The sequence below is a fragment of the Rhodococcus sp. 05-339-2 genome (assembly GCF_002258965.1).
Taxonomy (GTDB): Bacteria; Actinomycetota; Actinomycetes; order Mycobacteriales; family Mycobacteriaceae; genus Rhodococcoides.
Genome location: NZ_NOYW01000021.1, coordinates 187,318 through 211,082, shown reverse-complemented (window position 1 = coordinate 211,082; position 23,765 = coordinate 187,318). Strand labels below are relative to the sequence as shown.

Below are 23,765 nucleotides of genomic sequence, written 5' to 3'. Positions count from 1 at the left end.
GCGGGGGCGCGCAGTCGGCAGAAAGGGTGTGAGGTCGCTGCCGGCGACCAGGAGCTGCTCTACTTCTTCGGCTTGTCCGACGAGGATTCCGAGGACAGAGCGGCGACGAAGGCTTCCTGCGGCACCTCGACGCGGCCGATCGTCTTCATCCGCTTCTTGCCTTCCTTCTGCTTCTCGAGCAGCTTGCGCTTACGGCTGATGTCGCCGCCGTAGCACTTGGCCAGCACGTCCTTGCGGATCGCACGGATGTTCTCGCGGGCGATGATGCGAGAGCCGATGGCGGCCTGGATCGGTACCTCGAACTGCTGACGCGGAATGAGTTCCTTGAGCTTGGTGGTCATCTTGTTGCCGTAGGCGGCAGCAGCGTCCTTGTGCACGATTGCCGAGAACGCATCGACGGCTTCACCCTGCAGCAGGATGTCGACTTTCACCAGCGCGCCGCTCTGCTCGCCGATCTCCTCGTAGTCGAGGCTGGCGTATCCACGCGTCCGGGACTTCAGGATGTCGAAGAAGTCGAAGATGATCTCCGCCATGGGGATCGTGTAGCGCAGCTCGACTCGGGTCTCGGACAGGTAGTCCATACCGCCGAGTTCTCCGCGTCGTCCCTGGCAGAGTTCCATGATGGAGCCGATGAACTCGCTCGGCGAGATGATGGTGCACTTGACCATCGGCTCGAACACTTCCCGCGCCTTGCCCTCGGGCCAGTACGACGGGTTGGTGACGATGTGTTCGGCACCGTCTTCCATTTCGACGCGGTAGACCACGTTCGGCGAGGTCGAGATCAGGTCCAGGTTGAACTCCCGCTCGAGCCGCTCGCGGGTGATCTCCATGTGCAGCAGACCGAGGAAGCCGCAGCGGAAGCCGAATCCCAGCGCGACGGAGGTCTCCGGCTCGTAGGTCAGGGCCGCGTCGTTGAGTTGCAGCTTCTCGAGTGCGTCGCGCAGGTCGGGGTAATCCGAGCCGTCGAGCGGGTAGAGGCCCGAGTACACCATCGGACGGGGTTCGCGGTAGCCGGTCAGCGGCTCGGTCGCGCCCTTGCGGAAGGTGGTGACGGTATCGCCGACCTTGGACTGGCGGACGTCCTTCACACCGGTGATGAGGTAGCCCACTTCGCCGACGCCGAGGCCCTTGGTCGCCTTCGGATCGGGAGAGACGATCCCGACCTCGAGCAGCTCGTGCGTCGAGCCGGTCGACATCATCGTGACCTTCTCGCGCGGGTTGAGCGCACCGTCGACGACGCGGACGTAGGTGACGACGCCGCGGTAGGTGTCGTAGACCGAGTCGAAGATCATCGCGCGGGCCGGGCCGTCGGGATTGCCGACCGGGGCCGGAACCAGCTTGACGACCTCGTTCAGCAGTTCCTCCACGCCCACACCGGTCTTGCCGGACACGCGCAGCACATCGTCGGCCTCGCAGCCGATGATGTGGGCGATCTCGGCGGCATAGCGATCCGGGTCGGCAGCGGGCAGGTCGATCTTGTTGAGCACCGGAATGATGGTGAGCTCTTTGTCCAGGGCCAGGTACAGGTTCGCGAGCGTCTGCGCCTCGATGCCCTGCGCGGCGTCGACGAGCAACACCGCACCCTCGCAGGCCTCGAGTGCGCGCGACACCTCGTAGGTGAAGTCGACGTGGCCTGGCGTGTCGATGAGGTGCAGCACGAACTCCTCACCGTCGACGACCCATGGGAGCCGGACGTTCTGCGCCTTGATGGTGATGCCGCGCTCGCGCTCGATATCCATCCGGTCGAGGTACTGAGCGCGCATCGACCGGTCGTCGACGACGCCCGTGAGCTGCAACATCCGGTCGGCCAGCGTCGACTTGCCGTGGTCGATGTGGGCGATGATGCAGAAGTTCCTGATCCTGGACGGATCGGTGAACGTCGTGTCGGCGAAGCTGGGCACTCGTATCCTTCGGCTGGCGTGTTCGAAATGAGCGAACGGGTTTCCCTATCGTCCCACGCCGAGAACGGTGCGCCGTCCCCGGCTGTCCGAGTCGGGTGTTCACGTTGCCGCGGTTCGGGCGATGAGCAGCAGCGTCTGCATCGCTACACTCGCCGCATGGCTGGCAACTGGAGCAGATTCGGCAAGGAACTGGGCAAGATCGCGATGCGCGAGGGACCTCGGCTGCTGCGTCAACTGCAGAAGTCCGGAGCCCTGCAGAAGGGCAAGGACGCGATCAGCGGAACGGCCGCGCGCACGTCCGCTCCGGCACCTCGTCCGGGGCGTCCGGTGGCATCGCAGACCAGACCTACAGCGCAGCGCGCCCGCACCATCGAGTACTCCCCCGACCTGGACGGCAAGGCCGACCCCGGTGAGATCGTCTGGACCTGGGTCACCTACGAGGAAGATGCCAGCCAGGGCAAGGACCGCCCGGTGCTGGTCATCGGACGCGAGGGCAACGACCTGCTCGGCCTGATGTTGTCGAGCCAGAGCAGCCGCGACGGAGACCGTGACTGGCAGTCGATCGGGTCCGGGTCCTGGGACGCCGAGGGCCGACCGAGCTGGATTCGACTGGATCGAGTGCTCGACGTGCCCGAGGACGGCATCCGCCGCGAGGGTGCGATTCTGAGCAAGCCCCAATTCGATTCCGTCGCAAACAGATTGCGTCGCGACTTCGGCTGGAACTGATGCGCGCGCGTTGTGCGTCCCGCGGAAGGACGCACAACGCGCATCGGGCTCACGCCAATCGGGTGATTTCCACGACCACGTCGAGAGCCGTCGAACCGCCGCCGGAGAAGATGCCCTTCAGCGGTGGCACGTCGGCATAGTCACGGCCGAGTCCGACCGACACGTGCTGCTCGTTGACGGCGATCGCGTTGGTCGGGTCGTAACCCCACCAGGCACCGGTCCACGCCTCGATCCAGGCGTGGCTCTGGCCCTCGACGGTCGCACCGATCGCGGCCTGCTTCTTCGGGTGCAGGTAGCCCGAGACGTACCGGCTGGGGATGCCGATGCTGCGCAGCATCAACAACGTCAGGTGGGCGTAGTCCTGGCAGACGCCCTTCTTCTCCGACCACGCCTCGACGGCCGAGGTGTGCACGCCGGTGGTCCCCGGCACGTAGGACATCTCCTGGTTGACCCAGTTGGCGATCTCCACCACCGATTCCTGCGGCGGTAGGCCCTTGGACAGCTTCTTCGCCACCGACGCCAGTTGCCTGTTCTTCGGCACGTACTCGGTGTTGTCGAGGACCTCGTTGAAGCGATCGATCACCTGCTCGCTCGCGAGCTCCTCCCAGGAGGCGTTCTCGTCCGGGTAGACGAAGGGGTCGGTCTCGACCACCGACGATCCGGTGACCTCGAGCTCGGTGTGCGGTGCGTGCAGGTCGAACGCCGTCACCGCTGTGCCCCAGTAGTCGGTGTAGCGGTAGGAACGCGTCACCGGGTCGGTCTCGACTCGGTTCAGAATCACGTTCTGCCGGTTGTCACTTCGCGGCGTCAACCGAGCCTCGTTGTACGACGACGTCACCGGTGCGTCGTACTGATAGCCCGTGGTGTGCACGACACGCATACGCCAGCTCACAGTTCACCTTCCAGTTGATCTTCGAATGTTCCCGAGCCGGCGTCCGTCCACGCAACCCACGGAGCGGCATGGAAGTACTGCTTGGAGATCGCGTCACCGAGTTCACGGCAGGTTTCCTGCAGGGAGAGCAGGCGCTCCTGCAGATCGTCGAGAATTTCACCGGGACGGAGGAATTCGAGTTCGCTACGAGCGCGGCCGAGTAGGCGCTGCGCTTCGGCGCGTGCACCGACTCGACTGTTGGGCTGATGGTCGAGCTGATCGAGCGAACGTTCCGCCTCGTTGAGTGCGTAGAACACCGAGCGCGGAAAGAGCCTGTCCAGCAACATGAATTCGAGAACTCGCTGGGCGTCGAGCGCGCCGCGGTAGGTGCGCAAGTAGGTGTCGTGAGCACCGGCGGAGCGCAGCACCGTGACCCAAGCCGGCGACGACGGCCGGTCACCGGCTCGCGAGAGCAACAACCGAACGATCATGTCGATGCGCTCGACCGAGCGACCGAGCAGAAGGAAGCGATAGCCGTCGTCGTGACTGAGGGTGGAGTCCGCGAGACCGGCGAACATCGCGGCGCGCTCCTCGATGTAGCTGAAGAACTCGGCCGGGCCGGTGCGCTTGGACGCCCTGATGCGCTCGTTCAAACCGTTGTACGTGGTGTTCAAGCACTCCCACATCTCACTGGACGTGACTTCTCGTGCACCACGGGCGTTCTCACGTGCGCTGGACAGTGAGTCCACGATCGAACCCAACCCGTCCCGGCTGAAGGCGACGACCTCGGTGAGCGACCACACGTCGAGCGAGACGTCCGGCTCGTGCTTGAAGCCGAGCACTCGCAACAACACTCGCGACGTGTGGTCCGGATCGACCGTGGCGTCCTCGAGAAGCTGGTGGACGGTGACGTCGAGAATGCGGGCGGTGTCGTCCGCTCTCTCGACGTACCGTCCGATCCAGTAGAGCGACTCTGCGTTGCGCGCGAGCATTTACTGTCCACCGCCGTTCGAGTCCGAGTTCGTTGCCTGCTGTTGCTGCTGCTGTTGTTGCTGCTGTTGTTGCTGTTGCTGATTCATCTGCTGGTCCATCGTCAGCTCCGGGCCCTGTTCGGCCATCGGCGACTCCGGTGGAACGCTGACGATCTCCTCGCCGGCAAGCTCCTGCTCCTCCAGAGAGGTTCGGGTGGCGAGTACCCAGGTGTCCTTGCTGCCGCCGCCCTGGCTCGAGTTGACCACCAGGGAACCCTCCGGCAACGCGACCCGGGTCAAGCCGCCGGGCAACACCCAGACGTCGTCGCCGTCGTTGACGGCGAACGGCCGCAGGTCGACGTGGCGCGGTACCAATCGATCGCCGATCTTGGTAGGCACCGTCGAGAGCTGCACGACGGGCTGGGCGATCCAACCGCGCGGATCCGCGCGAACCTTCTTGCTGATCGTGGCGAGTTCCTTCGGCGAGGCGTCGGGCCCGAAGACGATGCCGTAGCCGCCCGAGCCTTCCACCGGCTTGATGACCAGTTCGTCGATGCGGTCGAGAACTTCCTCGCACTCGTCGTCGAGCCAGCACCGGAACGTGTCGACGTTGGCCAACAGCGGCTTCTCGCCCATGTAGTAATCGATGATGGTCGGCACGTAGGTGTAGACGAGCTTGTCGTCGCCGACGCCGTTCCCGACAGCGCTCGAGATGACGACGTTGCCTGCCCGAGCGGCATTGACCAGACCTGCAACTCCCAGCACCGAGTCGGGACGGAACTGCATGGGGTCGAGGTAGTCGTCGTCGATGCGTCGGTAGATGACGTCGACCTGACGCTCGCCCTCGGTGGTGCGCATGTAGACGATGTTGTCTCGGCAGAACAGGTCGCGTCCTTCGACGAGCTCGACGCCCATCAGTCGCGCGAGCAACGAGTGCTCGAAGTACGCCGAGTTGGCGACGCCAGGAGTGAGAACCACCACGGTCGGGTCGGCCTCGTTGAGGGCGGCCGACGCGCGCAGTGCCCGCAGCAGATGCGAGGCGTAGTCACCGACGGCGCGGACGCGGTGGCTGGCGAACAGATCGGGGAACACCCGGGCCATGGTGCGACGGTTCTCCATGACATAGGACACGCCCGACGGTGACCGGAGGTTGTCCTCGAGGACACGGAACGTGCCCTGCGCGTCGCGAATGAGGTCGATGCCCGCGACGTGGATACGCACACCGTTGGGCGGTGTGATGCCGACCGCCTCTCGGTGGAAGTGCTCGCAGGAGGTCACCAGCCGCTTGGGTACCACTCCGTCGCGCAGGATCTCCTGGTCGCCGTAGATGTCGGCGAGGAACATCTCGAGAGCTTTGACGCGCTGCTTGATGCCGCGCTCGAGACGTGACCACTCGCCCGCCGCGATGACACGGGGTACCTGGTCGAGCGGGAAGGGGCGTTCCTGGCCGGACAGAGAGAAGGTGATGCCCTGGTCGATGAAGGCTCGTCCCAGCGCGTCGGATCTCGCATCCAGGTCCACCGCGTTCGCCGGGGCGAGTGCGGTGTGGATGCCCTTGTACGGAGTTCGGGTGCGCCCGTCGGCGTCGAACATCTCGTCGAAGGCGAGACTGTACTTTCCGACGTCGGAATACCCGCCGAACACTCCGTCGGCTTCGGGTTCGTCACGATCCGCTGACTTGGTTTTGGTCGCTTTGGCCTTGGTGGTGGCATGCGTTGCCGATCGCGGACTCATTCTGGCCATGTTGCTACAGAGACAGGAGTTAGGCGCGGTAGAAGCGTTAATTTCTTGAAACGCATCGTCACCCCGGTCCGGATTGGGTTCTGGCCGATCGTGCTGGTATTCTCGATCTTCGGCGCAGGGCTCCAACGCTCAGCAGCAGACTTCGGGCATTCCAGCATGGATCGCCCTGACCGGAATACCGACGAAGACGACAAGGATTTTACGCGTGGCCAATATCAAGTCCCAGAAGAAGCGGATTCTCACCAACGAGCGTGCACGCCTGCGCAACCAGTCGGTGAAGTCCTCCCTTCGTACCGTCATCCGCTCGTTCCGCGAGGCACAGGCTGCGGGCGACAAGGACAAGGCTTCCGAGATTCTTCTCGATGCAGGCCGCAAGCTCGACAAGGCCGCCAGCAAGGGCGTCATCCACAAGAACCAGGCAGCCAACAAGAAGTCGGCACTGGCTCTCGCAGTCAACAAGCTCTGATACCTCTCTGAGCTCGAGAAAGCCCGCCGTATCCGAGAAGGACGCGGCGGGCTTTCTCGTGCGCCGAACTTCCAGTGCGCAGGGCTTGTACTGCGCTGAGCCTGTCCTGCGCTCTGAGGTCGGTCGACGCTACCTGCCCAGTGATGCGACCTCGGCCACCGCTTTCTCCACTGCATAGTCCGCGTCCGCTGCCTGACCCTTGACGTCGGCGTTCAACTGCGCCACCACACGCAGCGCCTGGGCGATGGATCGACCGTTCCACCCGCGCGCCTGACCCTGCGCCTTCTTGATCTTCCACGGCGGCATGCCCAACTCCCCTGCCATGCGGAAGGGGTCGCCGCGGCCCGCCGAACCCACCAGCGCGATCGTGCGGACGGCGTCGGCCAACGCGTCGGCGAGCAACACGTGCGCCACGCCCCGGTGCATGGCCCACCGCAGAGCCTCCAGCGCGCCGGCTCGGTCTCCGATCACCGCCTTGTCTGCGACGTCGAACCCGGACACCTCGGCCTTGCCGGAGTAGTACCGACGCACCGCGGCGAGATCGACCTTGCCCCCGGTATCGGAGACCAACTGCGAACAGGCCGACGCCAATTCGCGAAGTTCGTTGCCCACCGACTCGACGACCGCCTCGATCACGTCGCCGCTCACCCGGACGTCGGCGGTACGGAACTCTCCGCGTACGAAGTCGATACGTTCGGCGGGCTTTGTGAGCTTGGCGCACTCGTGCACCTGTGCACCGCATTTCTGCAGCGCACCGACCATCGCCTTGGCCCGGCCTCCGCCGGAGTGCATGACCACGACCACTGCACCCTCGGGCGGATCGGTAGCGGCGTCGAGTACCAGAGCAGCAGCGTCCTTGCCTGCCTCGGCCGCGGCCTCGAGCACCACGACGCGATCCTCGGCGAACAGCGAGGGACTGAGCAGTTCGGCGAGTTCCGGGGCACTGGCATCACCGGTGCGCAACCGCGTGACCGGCAGGTCCTCCCCCGGAATCGCAGCATTCGCACGCACCTGAGCCACGATCGCGGCTACCGCGCGATCCATCAGAAGTTCCTCGTCGCCGAGGACCAGATGCAGAGGAGCCACACTCGAAGTCACGACCATGATCGTGCCATGTGCGACCGACACTGCGAGCATCCGCTCGAAGACCGAGCGGTCACCAGAGAACGTGCGCCGTCCACATCGCGAGTGTCGCCATCGCCACGGCTGCGGCCGTCCATCGAAACACCCTGAAACGCAACGCCGTCAGCAGCGCGGTAGTCGAGAACGCTGCCAGTGCTGCGCCCCCGACGCCATCGGGGACCACGACGCCCGCGCCCGGCACCGACGCGGCACTCTCTGCCACCGTGATCAGCCACCACAGCGGTGCCGACACCAACTGCGCGATCAGCTCCGCGAGCGAGGTGCTGGCGGTGGCGGTCACGGCCGTCAGAAAGCCCACCACGGTGATCGGAGCGACGACCGGTGCCACCAGCACATTCGCCGCCACTCCCACTACGCTGAACGTTCCTGACACGGCCGCGACCATCGGCGCCGTCACCGCGTGCGCTGCCGCGGCGACCGCCACCACTTCCGCTGCAGCTCTCGGCCAGCCACGGGCCCGAAGCCAGTCGACCCAGATCGGAGCGACGAGTACGAGCCCGGCGGTGGCGAACACCGACAGCACGAACCCGACGTCCACCGCGAGCCTCGGCCACCACGCGAGCAGCCCCAACACCGCACCGCACAGTGCCGGTACCGCTTGCCTGCGCCTGCCGGTGACCAACGCCACCAAGCCGATCGACCCCATCACTGCCGCCCGCAGCACACTCGGCGACGGCCGGGCCACGATCACGAACGCCACGAGTACGACGAACGCCACCGCGACCGTGGTGCGGGGTCCGACCCCGATACCTCGCAACACCAACAGAATCGCACCGATCAGGATCGAGAAGTTCGCTCCGGACACAGCCGTCAAATGGGTGAGGCCTGCCGCCCGAAAATTGTCCGATACCGTCTCGTCCAGCCGCGACACGTCGCCGACCACGAGACCGGGCAGCAGACCCGCACGATCGGGTGGCATCGAATTCTGCGCCACCACAGCCAAATTCGATCGGAAAGTGCCGGCCGCAGCAGAGATCGTTCCAGGCTCGTCCACGGTGACCGGCGGACCCGAAGTGCGGATCACGGCCACGGTCATGTCCGACCGAATCGGCTCGCCGAGCCTGCCCCGCACGGTGACCACCTGGCCCGGCAGCAATGCCGACCAACTGGACTCCGGTGCGATGATCGACACCATTCCACCGACGTTCCACGCCTCGCCGCCCACGTCGACGCGCGTCATCGCGGCCTTCACCATCACGGTCGCGGGCCCGGGAGCCGTCAGACGGCGCGGGTCCTCCGCCGGCCGCACCGTCGCGGTGATCCAGGCTCGGTTCTCTGCCGCCGCCGCCACGGGATGCTCTGCCAGCGAGCGCATCTGAAGCCAGATCGCTCCCCCGAAGCACAGCGCCAGCACGATCACCGCCGCCGCACCGGACCGACTCGGACCCGGCCAGGCACGCCGAGCAGACAACCCGTTCAGTGCCACCGCGAGGAGCAGGACCACCGCAACCGCCGAGGCGGTAGCAGCCAGGGCAGCAGCGGGTCCTCCGAGAATTCCGACCGCGGTGATCGACCAGCACACCGCAGCGGCCGGAACCAGTCGCACGTCGAACGGCAGAAGATCCTCGGTCTGTGGCGCAGGGGCGGACGCGGCACCGGTGGTCATCCGACGTGCACCAGGTCGCGGATCTTCGCCAGTCTGCCGGGCCCGATGCCGTCCACCTCGGACAACTGATCCACGGATGTGAAGCGGCCGTTGATCTCTCGCCACTTCACGATCGAAGTCGCGGTGACCGGCCCTACCCCGGGCAACGCGTCCAGTTCTGCCACGGTCGCGGCGTTGAGGTCCACCGTCCCTCCGGGCGCGGAACCTCCGACCCCGGCCGGTACGCCGCTACCGTCTGTCGATGCCTCGATCTCGGATGTCGTACTGCTGACCGGTGGAGCTGCCTCGGGCGGCACGACGCCGACGACGACCTGATCACCGTCGGCGACTCGCGCGGCCATGTTGAGCGCCAGTAGGTCGGCACCCTCGACAGCGCCGCCTGCCGCGGCCAGCGCGTCGGCAACTCGCGAACCCGGTTGCAGCCGAACCAATCCGGGACGCGTCACGAGCCCGACGACGCTCACCACGAGTTCGGCCTCGGCGGTCGGCACAGAATCCACCGTGCCATCGGTACCCACCGTGCCATCGGTGTCCGAGCTGTCGGTCGCGACCACAGCAAGGGGTGGTGCCGGTGCGGGACTCGGTGCGTCCCTGGCCACCGCGAATCCCGCGACCAGCACGACGAAGACTCCGGCCGCCGCCATCGCCAGCGCCCCCTGTTTCCCCGGGTTCACGCGGGCGGATCGCCACCGCGCCGGCAGCAGGGCCGACCACGGGGCACCTTCTCGTTGTGCTTCCGGCAGCAGCCAATCCGGATCCGTGGACTCGGCGTCGGGTCGCACGCCCTCGGGCACGGCACGATCGCGGGAGGAATCGTGTTGTCTGCGCACGGAGTTCAATCGCGCCACCGTGTGCGCCCGATCGTCGTTGCCGCCCATGCTCGAGGACGCTAGTGCGCACGATCGGTTCGTTCACCGAGGACTGCAGGTCGCAGACTGCCCTGTGTACGAACCCGGAGGCTGTGGATGAACGCGGGACGCGACGCGCCTATCGACGTCCGGACGCCACGACGACACCGACCGCGCCCGGGCCTACGTGAGCACCCAGAACGGCACCGAAAGGATAGACGTCGATGCTGGTCGAATGCGGTATCCGGGAGGTCAGCATCGCGGCTACGTCCTCGGCCCGCTCGGGGCACTGCATGTGGTGCACCGCGAGCGCAACCCCCGATTCGTCACCGACCTCCTCCGCGGCAGCGACGGCTGCATCGACCAGCTTGGTCAGCGCCTTGGACGAGGTCCGCGTCTTCTCCCGCAACACGAGTTTGCCGTCGGTGATGTGCAGGACCGGCTTCATCGCCAGTGCCGTGCCGAGCAAGGCGGCAGCGGCACCGATTCGGCCGCCGCGTCGCAGGTGGTCGAGTCGATCGACGACGATGAAGCATCGCGACGTCGTCGACGCGGCGACGGCGTCGCGGTACACTGCGTCCAGTTCTGCTCCCCCGGCGGCGGTGGCTGCCGCAGCCAGCACTGCGAAGCCCAGTCCCATTCCGGCCGAGGCGGAATCGACGACTCGGACGGCCGAGCCCACGTGATCTGCGGCCTGGCGCGCAGCTTCCCAGGTGCTCGACAGTCCCCGAGAGATGTGCAGTGCCACCACACCGGCACCTCGACTGCGTTCGAGAGCCGCGGCGTAGACCTCGGTGAGCTCACCCGGAGAGGCCCCCGCAGTGGTCACCTGCTTGCCCGAGGAGGACTGATCGGGAATCTCGTCGATACCCTCACGGTGGTCGATTCCGTCGACCAGCACGTGCAGTGGCACCAGCGTGATGCCTCGCGCTGCGGCGAGTGAGGCCGGCAGGCAGGAGGAGGAGTCGGTGACGACGGCGACGGTCACGGCGTTTCGGTCATCGATCGGGCGGCGGCGACGGGTCGCAGTACCTCGAGCATCGCATCGGCGACTGCGATGTGGGCGTCCCATCCCCAGTGGATGCCGTCGGGGTTCGCGTTCTCGGACTCGATGTTCGGTCGTACGGCGTCGGCGAGGTCGACCATGGGGACGTTCCTGGCCGAGCTCCACGCACGCAGTGCGCGGACGGCGGGTTCGCGACCGGAGTGGACCTTGCCGTAGGCATCGCAGCGGTGCACCGATGGATAGGTACCGATGACGGGAAGTTCGGGACGCACGTACGCCAGTGCCGCACGGGTCTGTTCCAGATACTCGACGCTGAGCCGCGGCGGCAGCGCGACGGGCCAACCGAGATGCGACAGAACGGGTTGCACCGCTTGGTATCCCGCGCGAACCACGCGCCGCAGGGCAGGCGGTCGGACGTATCTGATCTGCTCCCGGAGCGCAGTCGGCAACGGTGACGGGAGCGAATCCATGCCGCCGATTCCGAGCACGACGGCACCGGCACGGGGAATGGCTGCCCACACTCGCGGATCCTGGGTCAGGGCCCACCACGCGTCACGACTCGTCCAGCCGATGCGCGCAACCAACTCGACCGTCCAATCCAGTTCCGCTGCAACGAGATTGGGCCACAGTCGCGGGTCGTCGACGGGCAGTCCGCCCTCGGGTCCGTAGTAGCTCAACGAGTCCGCGAGGACGAGCAGCGCGGGCCGCGCCGTCTCAGAGGACGTCACTGGCCACCCGCGCGGAGGCGTTCCACACGTCCAGTCGCCAGGACGGGTTCTCGCCGGGGCCGTGCGCGCCGAGCTGAACCCAGCTGGTGTTCGCGAGGCCTCCGAGTACCGGCCAGCGATCGGTCGGTAGATCGAGCAGCGCGGCGGTGAGCGCCGCGATCAGACCTCCGTGCGCGACGAGGACGAGCGGTCGCTCGCTGCCGCCTGCACCCCACTCGGGGACGCCTGCCGTGAGTTCACGAACCAGCGGCACGCTGCGTCGGGCGACGTCGATGCGGCTCTCCCCACCGGGTGGGGCAATGGTGGCGTCCGCGCGCCAGGCCGGTCGTGCCCCGGGAGCGATGTCGTCGACCTCGGTGTGGGTGAGCCCTTGCCACTGACCGAGATGGGTCTCGCGCAGACGCTCGTCCACCGACACCGCCACACCTGCTGCGTCTCCGAGCGCGGTCGCAGTGTCCAGAGCTCGCCGCAGATCCGACGAGACGATCCTGATCGGATCACGCGTCGCCAGCTCGGCGGCGGCCGTCTTCGCCTGGCTGCGGCCGAGCTCGGACAGATCGGTGTCGAGCTGACCCTGCATGCGGTCGGTGGCGTTGTACTCCGTCTGACCGTGCCGAAGCAGGATGAGCCGTCTGATCATTGCTCCGATTCCGGAGCCGGATGCTGTCCGAGACCGGGAACCTCGATGGTCGGGCAGTCCTTCCACAACCGCTCGAGCGCATAGAAGTTCCGCTCCTCGTTGTGCTGGACGTGCACGACGATGTCGGAGTAGTCCAGCAGCGCCCAACGGCCTTCTCTGGTGCCCTCGCGGCGGACCGGCTTGTGTCCGGCCTCACGCAGCTGGTCCTCGATGTTCTCCACGATCGCGTTGACCTGACGCTCGTTGGGCGCGGAGGCGATGACGAAGCAATCGGTGATGTAGAGCTGATCGGAGACGTCCAGAATCACCACGTCGCCGGCCAGTTTGTCGTCGGCTGCGAGCGCGGCGATCCGCGCCATCTCGGCGGCTTCGGCTGTTGCAGTCACTTCGGTGTACTCCCACTCGTATGGCTCGGGTTCTCGGTCATTGCGCTGGTGACCGACCCTGCCGGTTGCTTCTTCTGGGGCGCTGGTTCCGACATGGTGACGGATCCGTCGAGACGCTGAGCGCCTCGTGGTCTGTAGAGATTCCTCTTCGAGATGTATTGCACGACGCCGTCCGGTACGAGGTACCAGACCGGCCGATTCTCACCGGCTCGAAGTCGACAGTCCGTCGACGATATCGCGAGTGCAGGGATTTCCATCAATGTGAGAGTGTCGGCGGGTAGCGATCGAAGGTGGTTGGCCAGATGTTCGACGCCGAGCTCGAACCCGGGACGCGAGACGCCGACGAACTTGGCGAGCTCGAACAGCTCCTCCCAGTTCTGCCACGTGAGGATCGACTCGAGCGCGTCCGCGCCGGTGATGAAGAACAGCTCGGCATTGGGATGCTGCGATCGCAGATCGCGCAGGGTGTCGACGGTGTAGGTGGACTTCTCCCGGTCGACGTCCACCCGGCTGACCGAGAATCTCGGATTGGACGCCGTCGCGATGACGGTCATCAGGTAGCGATCCTCTGCCGGGCTGACCGACTTGCCTTCCTTCTGCCACGGGTTTCCGGTGGGGACGAAGATCACCTCGTCCAGAGCGAACTTGTTCGCCACTTCGCTGGCGGCGACGAGGTGCCCGTGATGAATCGGGTCGAAGGTGCCGCCCATCACGCCCAAACGGCGGACGGACTGCCTACCGGTATCGTCGCCGGGTTCGGATTCGCGCTGCACAACCGCCGATTCTACGTCCGGGTTGCCGCTGGGCGTCACACGCCTCACACCGGAAGCAGACGCGAGACCACGGTGGCGAGCTGCTGAGCCGATCGGCACTCGTGCATCGCGATCACGCCGGAGTACACCTTGGCCGCCGAATCGCCGGAACCCCACTGCGATTTCGGTTCCGGATTGAGCCAGTACGCATGCTTGGCCACCGACACGATGTGCGCCAACGCCGGCAGCTTCGGTTCGCGGTAGTTGGTGCGGGCGTCACCGAGAATCAGCACCGAACTGCGACTGGTGACCGCATGGGCGTACTTCTCGTCGAACGTCGTCAGTGCATGGCCGTAGTCCGAGTGTCCGTCGTACGTCACGAGATCGGATTCGCCGATGATGCGGCTCATCGCGGCTCCGAGATCGGACCCGGAATCGAAGAATCGCGTCACCTCGTCGGTGGAGTCGATGAACGCGAAGATGCGCACGCGCGAGAACTGCTCGCGTAGTGCATGCACCAGCAGCAGAGTGAAATTGCTGAATCCTGCCACCGAGCCCGAGACATCGCACAGCACAACGAGTTCGGGGCGTGCTCTCCGAGGCTTGCGCTCGACCAGGTCGATCGGGACGCCGCCGGTGGACATCGACTTGCGCAGCGTGCGACGCAGATCGATCGAGCCGTGTCTGCTTCGGCTGCGCCGCACCGCAAGTCGCGACGCCAGCAGCCGGGCGAGAGGGGTGACGTTACGCCGCAGCGCCGCCATCTCGGTGTCCGAGGCCCGCAGGAAGTCGACTTCCTCGGCGAGCTTGGGCACCCCGTAGCTCGCTACCCGCTCACGGCCCAGCTTCTCTGCCGAACGACGCCTCGTCTCGCTCTCGACCATCTTGCGTAGGTCTGCGATACGTTGCGCGGCAGTGCGTTTGGCGACCTCGGACTCGTAGTCGTCGGTGGGGCGATCGGGCGCGTCGTCGCTGCGCCCGAGCAATCCGTCGAGAATCTTGCGCAGCAACGTTTCGGGCGCAACGTCGCGCAGGGCCTGATACGCCGAGAACGAAGGCCCGTTGGAGGACTTGTACTGTCCGAGTTCCTCGACCATCTGCGCTGCCAGCATCTGGGTCAACTCCGCGGCCTCGGCCGAGTCGTCCGAGAGCAGATCCACCAACAGCTCGCGGAGCGCATCGATGTCGACGTCGCCGGCGTCGGTGCGAGGCAACGCGGTATCGATCTGCCCCGAGTCCCTGGTACCCGATGCCACCGGAAACCACAGGTCGAACAGGGCGTCGAACACTCCGCGATGCGTCGGCCGGCGCAGCAGTGCACAGGCCAGACCCTCGCGCACGGCCTCCCGATCGAGCAGGTCGAGAACCGACAGGACGCGTCCGGCATCGACCGTCTCCGACGGCCCGACCGAAATTCCACGCCGACGCAGCGCATCGACGAAACCGACGAGGTGACCGGGAATTCCGTGCGGGGCCTGCATGTCAGTTGAGCCGGAGTTCGGCTGCCGCGCGGACCTGGTCCGACTGATGCTTGAGCACCACACCGAGTGTGGAGCGAACCGCATCGTCGTCGAGGGTGTCCATACCGAGCGCCAACAGAGTGCGTCCCCAGTCGATGGTCTCGGCCACCGAGGGCAACTTCTTGAGCTGCATCGCGCGCAGTACCCGCACGGTCTTGATCATCTGCTCGGCGACGGCCTCGGGCAGTTCGGGAACCCTGCTGGCGAGAATCCGGCGCTCGAGGTCGGCGTCGGGAAAGTCCAGATGCAGGAACAGGCAGCGACGCTTCAGGGCCTCGGACAGTTCACGGGTGGCATTGGAGGTGAGCACCACGAACGGCGTCCGCTCGGCCACGATCGTGCCGAGTTCGGGAATGGTGATCGCGAAGTCGCTGAGCACCTCGAGCAGCAGACCCTCGATCTCGACATCGGCCTTGTCGGTCTCGTCGATGAGCAGAACCGTGGGATCGGTACGACGAATCGCCTGCAGCAGCGGCCGCGCCAACAGGAATTCCTCGGAGAAGACATCGAGCTTGGTCGAGTCCCAATCGGCCGCGGTACCGGACTGGATGCGCAGGATCTGCTTGGCGTGGTTCCACTCGTACAGCGCGCGAGCCTCGTCCACACCCTCGTAGCACTGCAGCCGCACCAGTTCGGCCCCGGTCGTCTGCGCGACGGCACGGGCCAACTCGGTCTTGCCCACTCCCGCCGGACCTTCGATCAGCAGCGGCTTGCCGAGGCGATCGGCGAGAAACACCGAGGTGGCGGTGGCCTTGTCGGCCAGATAGCCCGTCTCGGCCAGGCGCCTCTGGACGTCGTCCACGCTGGCGAACAGCGGGGGTGTCGTCGGTAGGGCACGATCCATGTCACAGCTCCTGATGATCGGGTCTGGCCGGTACTTCGAGGGGTGTCAGTCTCGGACGTGTCCGTCGCCCCACACGGTCCACTTGGTCGAGGTCAATTCGGGCAATCCCATGGGTCCACGCGCGTGCAGCTTCTGAGTCGAGATACCGATCTCGGCACCGAAGCCGAATTGCTCTCCGTCGGTGAACGCCGTGGACGCGTTGACCATCACCGCGGACGCATCGACCCGCTGGGTGAACTCGCGCGCGGCACCGATGTCGGCGGCGACGATCGCCTCGGTGTGGCCGGTGCCGTATCGGTCGATGTGCTCGATCGCCTCGTCGATACCACCGACGACCTTCAGCGCGATGTCGAGGGAGAGGTACTCCTGCGACCAGTCCTCGTCGCGCGCAGGCACGAGCCCGGGCAGGTCCCCGTGCACAGTGACGCTGTGCATCTGGAACGCCTGGAGCAGCCGGGGCACCATGGTCTCGGCGATCGCGGAGTCCACCAACACGGTCTCGGCGGCGTTGCAGACGCTGACCCGTCGGGTCTTGGCGTTGAGCACGATCTTCTCGGCCGTCTCCGGATCGGCAGAAGCATGGATGTACACGTGGCAGTTTCCGACGCCGGTCTCGATGGTGGGGACCGTTGCGTCGCGCACGACCGCAGCGATCAGTCCTGCTCCACCGCGCGGGATCACCACGTCCACCAGTCCGCGCGCCTGGATGAGGTGGGTGACCGTGGCACGGTCGGCGCTTCCGAGAAGTTGCACCGCGGCCTCGGGCAGACCGTGACCGCGCAACGCTCCCTGCAATGCCTCGACAAGTGCCGCGTTGGACCGTGCCGCCGACGACGAACCACGAAGCAGCACCGCGTTGCCGGACTTGAACGCGAGACCGAACGCGTCGACGGTGACGTTGGGCCGAGCCTCGTAGACCATGCCCACCACGCCGAGCGGAACTCTCAGTTGCCGAATCTCCAGCCCGTTGGGCAGCGTCGAACCACGGATGATCTCGCCGATCGGATCGGGCAGCCCGGCCACCTGTCGCAGACCGGCGGCGATGCCGTCGATGCGCGACGCGGTCAGCCGCAGGCGGTCCAGCAGCCCCTCGTCGGTACCGGCCGCTCGCGCGTTCTCGATATCGACTGCGTTCGCGGCGAGTACCGACTCCGCTGCAGCGACGACCGCGTCGGCCGCGGAATGCAGCGCAGCGTCCTTCTCTGCAGTCGTCAGCAGCGCGAGCGCGCGTGATGCGGTGCGCGCTCGGCGGGCTGCGGCGTGCACGTTCTCTCGCTCGTCGGCAGTCGTGGTCACCGGTTCGGCCGAGACGGAAGCTGTCATGAACTACACACTAATAGGGGCCGGGAATGAAGCTGCATCGCCGCGTCGTTGCAGCACAGCGTGAAGATCGTCGACCGACCGTCGACGCCGCCCGAAGACCGGAGGAACCACTTGTGAGTGCGCTGTTCGAGCCTCTGACCCTGCGTGAGGTCACCTTCCCGAACCGGGTGTGGATGGCACCGATGTGCCAGTACTCGGCCGACGAGGCGGGTGACAGTGTCGGCGTCGCCGGCAACTGGCATCGAACCCACCTGGTGAGCCGGGCGATCGGCGGTGCCGGGTTGATCATCACCGAAGCGACCGCGGTGAGCCCCGAGGGTCGCATCAGCCCGTCGGACCTGGGTATCTGGAACGACACTCAGGCCGACGCATTGGCGGCGATCGTCACCGAGATCGAATCCTTCGGAACCGTGCCGGGTATCCAGCTGGCACACGCGGGCCGCAAGGCGTCGACCGCGGCTCCCTGGTCGGGTGGCAAGTCCTTGCCCGCCGAGGATCCCCGAAGCTGGGAGACCGTCGGCCCGAGCGCGGTTGCGTTCAATGACTACGCGACCCCGAGGGAGGCCACAGCCGAGGACATCGCGAAGATCGTCGACGACTTCCGGACTGCCGCTCAGCGGGCGCTGAAAGCAGGATTCCGGGTTGTCGAGATACACGGCGCACACGGCTACCTGCTGCACCAGTTCCTGTCCCCCGCCAGCAACACGCGGACAGACTCGTACGGCGGCGACTTCTCGGGTCGCACGCGGCTGCTGATCGAGGTCGTCGACGCGGTGCGTGAGGTGTGGCCGGCCGAGCTTCCGGTCTTCGTTCGCCTCTCGGCGACGGATTGGCTCGACGAGCCCGAGAATGCTGCAGGAGTGGAGTCTGCGGAACGACCCGGTGGAGAGGGCACAGCCGCATTGGAGGCTTCGAGCTGGACGTCGGATCAGACGGTGGCCTTGGCGCAGATCCTCACCGAGCACGGGGTGGATCTGGTCGACACCTCGACCGGCGGAAACGTGCACGCCAAGATTCCGGTCGGTCCCGGCTACCAGGTTCCGTTCGCGCGGCGCATCCAGAACGAGACGACCATGCCCGCCGCCGCCGTCGGGATGATCACCGAACCCAAGCAGGCGGAGGAGATCGTCTCGCTGGGCGAGGCGACGGCCGTGCTGCTGGCGCGCGAGCTACTGCGGGATCCGTACTGGCCGCGGCGCGCTGCCCGCGAACTCGGCGTCGAGATGCTCCCGGCCGTGGCACCGCAGTACGAGCGGGCCTACTGAGACCTCAGACCACGAAGCCGAGCTTCTTGTCGACGACATTGAGCAACGGTTCGCCGCGGAAGTACCGATGGGCGTTGTCGGCGAACAATTCTGCCAGTCGCAGCTTCCATCCCGAGGCGTCACCGCTCATGTGCGGTGTGACGATCACGTTCTCGGCCGTCCACAACGGATGGTCGGCCGAGAGCGGTTCGGTCTCGAACACGTCGAGTGCGGCACCTGCGATGTGCCCGGTGGCCAGGTGCGCCAGCAGTGCCTCGGTGTCGAGCAACTCCCCGCGGCCCACGTTGATCACCCGCGCGCCGGGCTTCATCGCGGCCAGCACCGAATCGTCGACCATCCCCCTCGTCAGATCGGTCAGCGGGGCGACCAGCACCAGGTAGTCGGCACGCTCTACTCGAGCCGCGAGATCGGCACTGGCACGGACGGTGCCGAAATCTGGGTCGCCCTCTCGTGCCGTTCGACCCACACCCGAGATCGACATTCCCACCGCGCTCAGCAGGCTCGCGATCGCGCGGCCGATCGCGCCGGTACCCACGATCATCGCGTGGGCACCGTCGATGCGCTCGGTCTCTCGGTGCTGCCAGACCTTCGAAAGCTGCAGAGCACGTGAACGTTCGGAGTCCTTGGCGAACGCGAGTATCTGGGCCAGTACGAACTCCGCGATCGGTCGGTCGAACACTCCCCGCGAATTGGTCACGATCACATCGGATTCGACCAGATCGTCGAACATCAATGAGTCGACGCCTGCGGCGGCGATGTGGATCCACTTCAGCGAACTGCAGCGCGGCCATGCCGATTCGACTGCGGAGGAGAAGAAGTCCCACAGCAACAACGCGTCGGCACCGTCGACCGCATCACCGAGGGTGTCGGCAGTGGCGTACCGGACGTCGGCGACCTCCGCGACGGAGTCGAGCCCGTCGGGGAGGTCGCCGGCGTGCAGAACGACGAGGACCGGTGCCACTACTTCTTCTTGTAGCCGACGAGTTCGACGCCGGACGCGGCCACCTCGTCGTCGTTGTCGCCGGGGCACTGGGTTCCGCGCAGCGAACGGCCTGCGGTTTCCGGCATCAGCAGAATCGGCACGAAGGCGATGGCCGCCGCGATCATCATGTACCAGCCCGGGACCAGGTTCGAGCCGGTCCGTTCGATGAGGAACGTCAGGATCAGCGGAGCGGTACCGCCGAAGAGCGCCGTCGAGACGTTGTATCCGATGGCGAACGCTCCGTAGCGCACCTGAGTGGGGAACAGCGCGGGCAGGGTCGACGACACACACGAGCACATGATGACCAGCAACACTCCGAGACCGAGCAGGCCGATGCTCTGGCCGATCAGTCCGGTGTTGATGATCAGGAGGAACAGCGGAACGCTGAGCACGAAGTACCCGACGCAGGCCGCCAGCAGCAACGGCTTTCGGCCCACTCGGTCGGACAGAGCGCCGATGGGGTTGATGATCGCCATCATGACGATCATGATGGCCACGAGAGTGAAGTTGGACTGAGTCGTGCTGTGGCCCAACGTGTCGCTCAGATACGAGGGCAAGAACGTCAGCACCGTGTAGTAGGCGATGTTCAGCAGCAACACGAATCCCATCAGGATCAGGATCCGCTGCCAGTACGTCATGGTGGCCTTGAGCGAGGTGATCGCTCCGCCCGCACCCTCGTCGACCGTGCCGCCGTCCTCCTTGGCCTCGGCGAACACCGGAGAATCCTCGAGGCGGGTCCGCAACCACAGTGCAACGATGCCCAGCGGCAGAGTGACCAGGAACGGGATGCGCCAGCCCCAGGCCTCCATCGTCTCGTCGCCGAGCGCGACGTTGAGCAGGGTGCACAGGGTGGCACCGCCCACGGTGCCGGCGAGGGTGCCGAATTCGAGGAACGATCCGAAGAATCCGCGCCTCTTGTCCGGCGCGTACTCGGCCATGAACACTGCTGCGCCACCGTACTCACCACCGGTGGAGAAGCCCTGCACCAATCGGCAGACGAGCAGCAACAACGGTGCGGCGATGCCGATGGTGTCGAATGTCGGCAGCACACCGATCGTCGCCGTGGCCAACGTCATCATCGAGACGGTCAGCACGAGGACTTTCTGACGACCGATGCGGTCGCCGAGTGGGCCGAGCACGATGCCGCCGATGGGGCGGATGATGAACGACGCGGCCAACACGGCGAAAGTGGAGAGCAGGCTTGCGCCCCCGTCCTCGGACGGGAAGAAGTTCGCGGCGATGTACACGGCCAGATAGCCGTACACCGCGTAGTCGAACCACTCGACTGCGTTTCCGAGCGCCGATCCGCCGATCGCTCGGTGCAGGATCTTCGTCTCGTTCGGGCTCAGCGTGTCGGTGCTCGGTGGATATCCGGTCGGCGTGGATGCCGACCCTGAATTTTCGGTCACGGTCGAAATACCTCTCGCTTTTGTGAACAACATGGAGCGTCGGTGTGGTACTTCGCAGCGTTCGACTGTACGGCCAACCGGAACGTGCTTTTCGGCCAACCCCCTTCTCGGAAGCTAAAGACCAGGTGGCGCAGCGATTCTGGTGGCTATCAACGCGTACGCCCTTGCGCTGTCGGTCAATTGCCGCACGGCCACGGATTCGTCCGGCCGATGTGCCTGGTTTTCGATCTCCCCCGGACCGAGCACGACGGTGCCGATACCCATCTGCTGTGCCACGAAACCACCATCGCACGAAGCAGTCCAGATGTCAGTCGAACTCGCAGATCCGGTGTCGAGGACCGATTGCACTGCGGTGCTGACCAATCCGCTGTCTGCGCTGGTCAGAAAGCCGGGCATCTCCATCGCGACGTCGATTGTCACCTCGATACCGGATCCGGTCACATCCGCTGCTTCGATACGTGAGCGCAATTCGTCGACGACATCGATGGCGCGCTCGCCGGGAAGCAGTCGCCGATCGACGGTGAGCGTGCAGCGATCGGCGACCATCGAGGTTCCCGTCCCACCGGAGATGGTTCCCACGTTCCAGGTGGCGGGGCCCAACTCGGGGTCGGGTTTGCCGTCCAGCTCGATCTGCCAGTCTTCGATGATCGCGATGATGCGCGCTGCAGCCGCTATGGCATTGGCTCCGTTACGAGGTTGTCCCGCATGTGCGGAGCGGCCGCGAATCTCGATCTCCAGATTGGCGGCGCCTCGGCAACCGACAATGGTGACCAGATCCGTCGGCTCGGCCACCACGCAGTGGCTGTGGTTCCGCAGTGGTGGGTCGGCCACGAACGCTCGGATGCCGAGACCGGTGTCCTCCTCGTCGACCAGGCACGCCAACGTCATCGGATGCTCGTCGGCAAGACCGGCGCGCTGCACCGCGGTCATCGCGGCCACGACGGCGGCGAGGCCGCCCTTCATGTCGCAGGCCCCGCGGCCGACGATGCGGCCGTCTCGAACCACGGCGGAGAAGGGGTCGGTGGTCCAGCCCGTTCCCGCGGGGACCACGTCCGAGTGCCCGACGAAGAGGACTCCCGGGCGATCGTCGGATCCGATCGAGACGATGACGTTGGGCCGACCCGGAACCACCTCGACGGTTCGAACGTCGAATCCCAGTGCGCGACAGTGCTCGGCAAGGACCTTTGCGGTCTTCTCCTCCGTGTCGCCGGGGTTTTCGCCGCCCGCGTCGATCAATGCCGCTGTCAGAGTGACGATCTCGTGCTCGTCGATCGAATCCAGCAGAGCGCGTTCGGAATCCGAGACGGTCATCGGGTGGGATCGGAGGCGAGCAGATGCTTGGACTTCTCCACCGCTGCCGCCAGCCGCCTGATCCCCTCGTCGATACGTTCGGGCGTCGACGAGGCGAAGCACAGCCGTAACGAGTCGTGGAACTTCCCACCCACCGACAATGCCGGCCCCGGTATGTAGGCCACGCCCTCGGCCAGCGCCGTCTCGAACAGGTCCTGCGTCGAGAAGTCGACATCGTTGCCGCGCAACGTCGCCCAGAGAAAGAAGCCTCCCTCGGGATCCGTCGTCGACATCGACTCGCCGAAGTACCTCTCGATGCTGTTCTGCATCGCGACCTTGCGGGGCAGGTACACCGAGGCCAACGATCGAAGATGCTCGTCGAGCAGGCCGCGCCGGATGTACTCGGCCACCATCCGCTGACCGGGCAGGTTGGTGCACGTATCCATGGCCTGTTTGGCGTTGACGATCAGTTGCCGAGCCTCGGGGGCGGCGTCCACCCACCCCACTCGCAGTCCTGGAGCGATCATCTTGGAGAAGGTCCGAACCGAGAAGATCAACGGGTCGTTCGGACTGAGCGTGCCGAAACTGGGAATCGGATCCCCCGAGAAGCGCAGCAGGCCGTACGGATCGTCGTCCAGAATGACCGATCCCCACCGGTGTGCCAGCTCGATGAGCAGCTGACGACGCTCGAGCGACAGGGTGACCCCGGACGGGTTCTGGAAGTTGGGAATCACGTAGATCATCTTCGGCACTCGACCTGCGCGCTCGACGAGCTCGGGCAACGCCTCGACGATGAGGCCGTCACTGTCCATCGGAGCTTCGAGAATGTCACCTCCGTAGCTGAGTACGGTCGCGGTTCCGTTGGTGTACGTGGGACTTTCGACGATCACCAGGTCGCCCGGGTCGATGAACAGCTTGCACGCGATGTCGAGGCCCTGCATTCCGCCTGAGGTGATCACCACCCGCTCCTCGGTCGTGGGTTCGCCCACCGAGTCGAGGTATGCGAGCAATGCGTCGATCAAACCCGGATCACCCTCGGTGGCACCGTAATCGAATGCGTCCGCGGTGAGTACGCTGCCGGCGATCTCGGTGAACGCAGCGGCCGGAACCGTCTCGGCTGCAGGAGATCCCATGGCGAATCGAACGATGTCGTGTTTCTGCGCGGCGAGGAGCGATGTCGACGAATCGATCACCGATCCCACCAGCTTGTCGGTTCGTAGCGCCCAGGGGATGGCAGTAGTGGAGCCTGCGGAACGACCATGGATGGCAGGAGTGGAGCCTGCGGAACGACCATGAAGGGCAGGAGTGGAGCCTGCGGGGCGACCTTGTGCGGTGGCGGTCATGC

The 23,765-nt window shown here is 65.9% G+C and carries 22 protein-coding genes; 3 read left to right on the top strand and 19 right to left on the bottom strand.

Annotation, left to right across the window (positions count from 1 at the left end; genetic code table 11):
* Positions 1-59 precede the first annotated feature (59 nt).
* Positions 60-1,907: a translation elongation factor 4 gene (gene lepA, locus CH273_RS25345; protein WP_045194648.1), complete on the bottom strand. Its 1,848-nt coding sequence runs from the start codon at positions 1,905-1,907 to the stop codon at positions 60-62.
* 150 nt (positions 1,908-2,057) lie between these two features.
* Between lepA and CH273_RS25340 the strand changes: the two genes are divergently transcribed.
* Entirely contained in the window at positions 2,058-2,627 is a 570-nt protein-coding gene (locus tag CH273_RS25340) for a type II toxin-antitoxin system PemK/MazF family toxin (RefSeq protein WP_032394560.1), read from the top strand.
* A 49-nt stretch (positions 2,628-2,676) separates the two neighbouring features.
* Here the strand turns inward: CH273_RS25340 and CH273_RS25335 are convergent, their stop codons facing one another.
* The 3 genes from CH273_RS25335 to CH273_RS25325 are packed head-to-tail and all read right to left on the bottom strand — an operon-like array spanning position 2,677 to position 6,062.
* Positions 2,677-3,507, bottom strand: coding sequence for a transglutaminase family protein (locus CH273_RS25335; RefSeq protein ID WP_032394561.1), 831 nt, complete (start codon positions 3,505-3,507; stop codon positions 2,677-2,679).
* An 8-nt stretch (positions 3,508-3,515) separates the two neighbouring features.
* Positions 3,516-4,490: an alpha-E domain-containing protein gene (locus tag CH273_RS25330; protein ID WP_032394562.1), complete on the bottom strand. Its 975-nt coding sequence runs from the start codon at positions 4,488-4,490 to the stop codon at positions 3,516-3,518.
* Entirely contained in the window at positions 4,491-6,062 is a 1,572-nt protein-coding gene (locus CH273_RS25325) for a circularly permuted type 2 ATP-grasp protein (protein ID WP_230596688.1), read from the bottom strand.
* A gap of 355 nt (positions 6,063-6,417) precedes the next feature.
* On the opposite strand from CH273_RS25325, the gene rpsT reads away from it, so the two are divergent.
* On the top strand, positions 6,418-6,678 hold the full coding sequence (rpsT, locus tag CH273_RS25320; protein ID WP_027497522.1) for a 30S ribosomal protein S20: 261 nt from the start codon (positions 6,418-6,420) through the stop codon (positions 6,676-6,678).
* A 129-nt stretch (positions 6,679-6,807) separates the two neighbouring features.
* On the opposite strand, the gene holA is transcribed toward rpsT, so the two are convergent.
* The 11 genes from holA to CH273_RS25265 form a co-directional block, all read right to left on the bottom strand.
* The gene (holA, locus tag CH273_RS25315; protein ID WP_032394759.1) at positions 6,808-7,782 is read right to left on the bottom strand and encodes a DNA polymerase III subunit delta; all 975 of its coding nucleotides are present in this window, start codon (positions 7,780-7,782) and stop codon (positions 6,808-6,810) included.
* 52 nt (positions 7,783-7,834) lie between these two features.
* Positions 7,835-9,427, bottom strand: a complete 1,593-nt coding sequence (locus CH273_RS25310; RefSeq protein ID WP_052049346.1) for a ComEC/Rec2 family competence protein — start codon at positions 9,425-9,427, stop codon at positions 7,835-7,837.
* Positions 9,424-10,305 carry a ComEA family DNA-binding protein gene (locus tag CH273_RS25305; RefSeq protein ID WP_032394563.1) on the bottom strand — a complete coding sequence of 294 codons (882 nt, stop codon included), beginning with the start codon at positions 10,303-10,305 and terminating at the stop codon, positions 9,424-9,426. The genes CH273_RS25310 and CH273_RS25305 overlap by 4 nt, the downstream gene beginning before the upstream one ends.
* 109 nt (positions 10,306-10,414) lie before the next feature.
* Positions 10,415-11,263 (bottom strand): DegV family protein, encoded by an 849-nt coding sequence (locus CH273_RS25300; protein WP_032394564.1) that lies wholly within the window; start codon positions 11,261-11,263, stop codon positions 10,415-10,417.
* Positions 11,260-12,009 (bottom strand): diglucosylglycerate octanoyltransferase, encoded by a 750-nt coding sequence (gene octT, locus CH273_RS25295; protein ID WP_032394565.1) that lies wholly within the window; start codon positions 12,007-12,009, stop codon positions 11,260-11,262. Before octT ends, CH273_RS25300 begins: the two co-directional genes overlap by 4 nt.
* The gene (locus tag CH273_RS25290; RefSeq protein WP_032394566.1) at positions 11,996-12,649 is read right to left on the bottom strand and encodes a histidine phosphatase family protein; all 654 of its coding nucleotides are present in this window, start codon (positions 12,647-12,649) and stop codon (positions 11,996-11,998) included. The genes octT and CH273_RS25290 overlap by 14 nt, the downstream gene beginning before the upstream one ends.
* Positions 12,646-13,035: a ribosome silencing factor gene (rsfS, locus tag CH273_RS25285; RefSeq protein ID WP_032394567.1), complete on the bottom strand. Its 390-nt coding sequence runs from the start codon at positions 13,033-13,035 to the stop codon at positions 12,646-12,648. The genes CH273_RS25290 and rsfS overlap by 4 nt, the downstream gene beginning before the upstream one ends.
* Positions 13,032-13,745 carry a nicotinate-nucleotide adenylyltransferase gene (nadD, locus tag CH273_RS25280; RefSeq protein ID WP_045194641.1) on the bottom strand — a complete coding sequence of 238 codons (714 nt, stop codon included), beginning with the start codon at positions 13,743-13,745 and terminating at the stop codon, positions 13,032-13,034. The genes rsfS and nadD overlap by 4 nt, the downstream gene beginning before the upstream one ends.
* 107 nt (positions 13,746-13,852) lie before the next feature.
* On the bottom strand, positions 13,853-15,268 hold the full coding sequence (locus tag CH273_RS25275; protein ID WP_032394568.1) for a vWA domain-containing protein: 1,416 nt from the start codon (positions 15,266-15,268) through the stop codon (positions 13,853-13,855).
* A 1-nt stretch (position 15,269) separates the two neighbouring features.
* Complete coding sequence (locus CH273_RS25270; RefSeq protein WP_032394569.1) at positions 15,270-16,151, bottom strand: AAA family ATPase; 882 nt, start codon at positions 16,149-16,151, stop codon at positions 15,270-15,272.
* Between the two features lie 45 nt (positions 16,152-16,196).
* Positions 16,197-17,474 (bottom strand): glutamate-5-semialdehyde dehydrogenase, encoded by a 1,278-nt coding sequence (locus tag CH273_RS25265; RefSeq protein ID WP_032394570.1) that lies wholly within the window; start codon positions 17,472-17,474, stop codon positions 16,197-16,199.
* A gap of 113 nt (positions 17,475-17,587) precedes the next feature.
* Here CH273_RS25265 and CH273_RS25260 point away from each other — a divergent pair, with 113 nt between their 5' ends.
* A complete protein-coding gene (locus CH273_RS25260; RefSeq protein ID WP_032394762.1) occupies positions 17,588-18,739 on the top strand; it encodes an NADH:flavin oxidoreductase/NADH oxidase in 1,152 nt (383 codons plus the stop codon).
* A 4-nt stretch (positions 18,740-18,743) separates the two neighbouring features.
* On the opposite strand, the gene CH273_RS25255 is transcribed toward CH273_RS25260, so the two are convergent.
* The 4 genes from CH273_RS25255 to CH273_RS25240 all read right to left on the bottom strand — a co-directional run bounded on the left by CH273_RS25255 (position 18,744) and on the right by CH273_RS25240 (position 23,763).
* The gene (locus CH273_RS25255) at positions 18,744-19,700 is read right to left on the bottom strand and encodes a D-2-hydroxyacid dehydrogenase (RefSeq protein WP_032394571.1); all 957 of its coding nucleotides are present in this window, start codon (positions 19,698-19,700) and stop codon (positions 18,744-18,746) included.
* Positions 19,700-21,130, bottom strand: coding sequence for an MFS transporter (locus tag CH273_RS25250; RefSeq protein WP_230596658.1), 1,431 nt, complete (start codon positions 21,128-21,130; stop codon positions 19,700-19,702). The genes CH273_RS25255 and CH273_RS25250 overlap by 1 nt, the downstream gene beginning before the upstream one ends.
* 114 nt (positions 21,131-21,244) lie before the next feature.
* Entirely contained in the window at positions 21,245-22,441 is a 1,197-nt protein-coding gene (locus tag CH273_RS25245) for a M20 family metallopeptidase (RefSeq protein WP_032394572.1), read from the bottom strand.
* Positions 22,438-23,763, bottom strand: coding sequence for an aminotransferase-like domain-containing protein (locus tag CH273_RS25240; protein ID WP_230596660.1), 1,326 nt, complete (start codon positions 23,761-23,763; stop codon positions 22,438-22,440). Before CH273_RS25240 ends, CH273_RS25245 begins: the two co-directional genes overlap by 4 nt.
* Positions 23,764-23,765: the final 2 nt, after the last annotated feature.

Bases quoted from the DNA above. Each gene is read 5' to 3' on its own strand.
- CH273_RS25325 (WP_230596688.1), bottom strand. From the start codon at position 6,062: ATGTTCGACGCCGACGGGCGCACCCGAACTCCGTACAAGGGCATCCAC.
- CH273_RS25270 (WP_032394569.1), bottom strand. From the start codon at position 16,151: ATGGATCGTGCCCTACCGACGACACCCCCGCTGTTCGCCAGCGTGGAC.
- CH273_RS25335 (WP_032394561.1), bottom strand. From the start codon at position 3,507: ATGCGTGTCGTGCACACCACGGGCTATCAGTACGACGCACCGGTGACG.
- CH273_RS25340 (WP_032394560.1), top strand. From the start codon at position 2,058: ATGGCTGGCAACTGGAGCAGATTCGGCAAGGAACTGGGCAAGATCGCG.
- CH273_RS25330 (WP_032394562.1), bottom strand. From the start codon at position 4,490: ATGCTCGCGCGCAACGCAGAGTCGCTCTACTGGATCGGACGGTACGTC.
- CH273_RS25265 (WP_032394570.1), bottom strand. From the start codon at position 17,474: ATGACAGCTTCCGTCTCGGCCGAACCGGTGACCACGACTGCCGACGAG.
- holA (WP_032394759.1), bottom strand. From the start codon at position 7,782: ATGGTCGTGACTTCGAGTGTGGCTCCTCTGCATCTGGTCCTCGGCGAC.
- CH273_RS25245 (WP_032394572.1), bottom strand. From the start codon at position 22,441: ATGACCGTCTCGGATTCCGAACGCGCTCTGCTGGATTCGATCGACGAG.
- CH273_RS25275 (WP_032394568.1), bottom strand. From the start codon at position 15,268: ATGCAGGCCCCGCACGGAATTCCCGGTCACCTCGTCGGTTTCGTCGAT.
- CH273_RS25305 (WP_032394563.1), bottom strand. From the start codon at position 10,305: ATGGGCGGCAACGACGATCGGGCGCACACGGTGGCGCGATTGAACTCC.
- CH273_RS25240 (WP_230596660.1), bottom strand. From the start codon at position 23,763: ATGACCGCCACCGCACAAGGTCGCCCCGCAGGCTCCACTCCTGCCCTT.
- CH273_RS25310 (WP_052049346.1), bottom strand. From the start codon at position 9,427: ATGACCACCGGTGCCGCGTCCGCCCCTGCGCCACAGACCGAGGATCTT.
- nadD (WP_045194641.1), bottom strand. From the start codon at position 13,745: ATGGGCGGCACCTTCGACCCGATTCATCACGGGCACCTCGTCGCCGCC.
- CH273_RS25290 (WP_032394566.1), bottom strand. From the start codon at position 12,649: ATGATCAGACGGCTCATCCTGCTTCGGCACGGTCAGACGGAGTACAAC.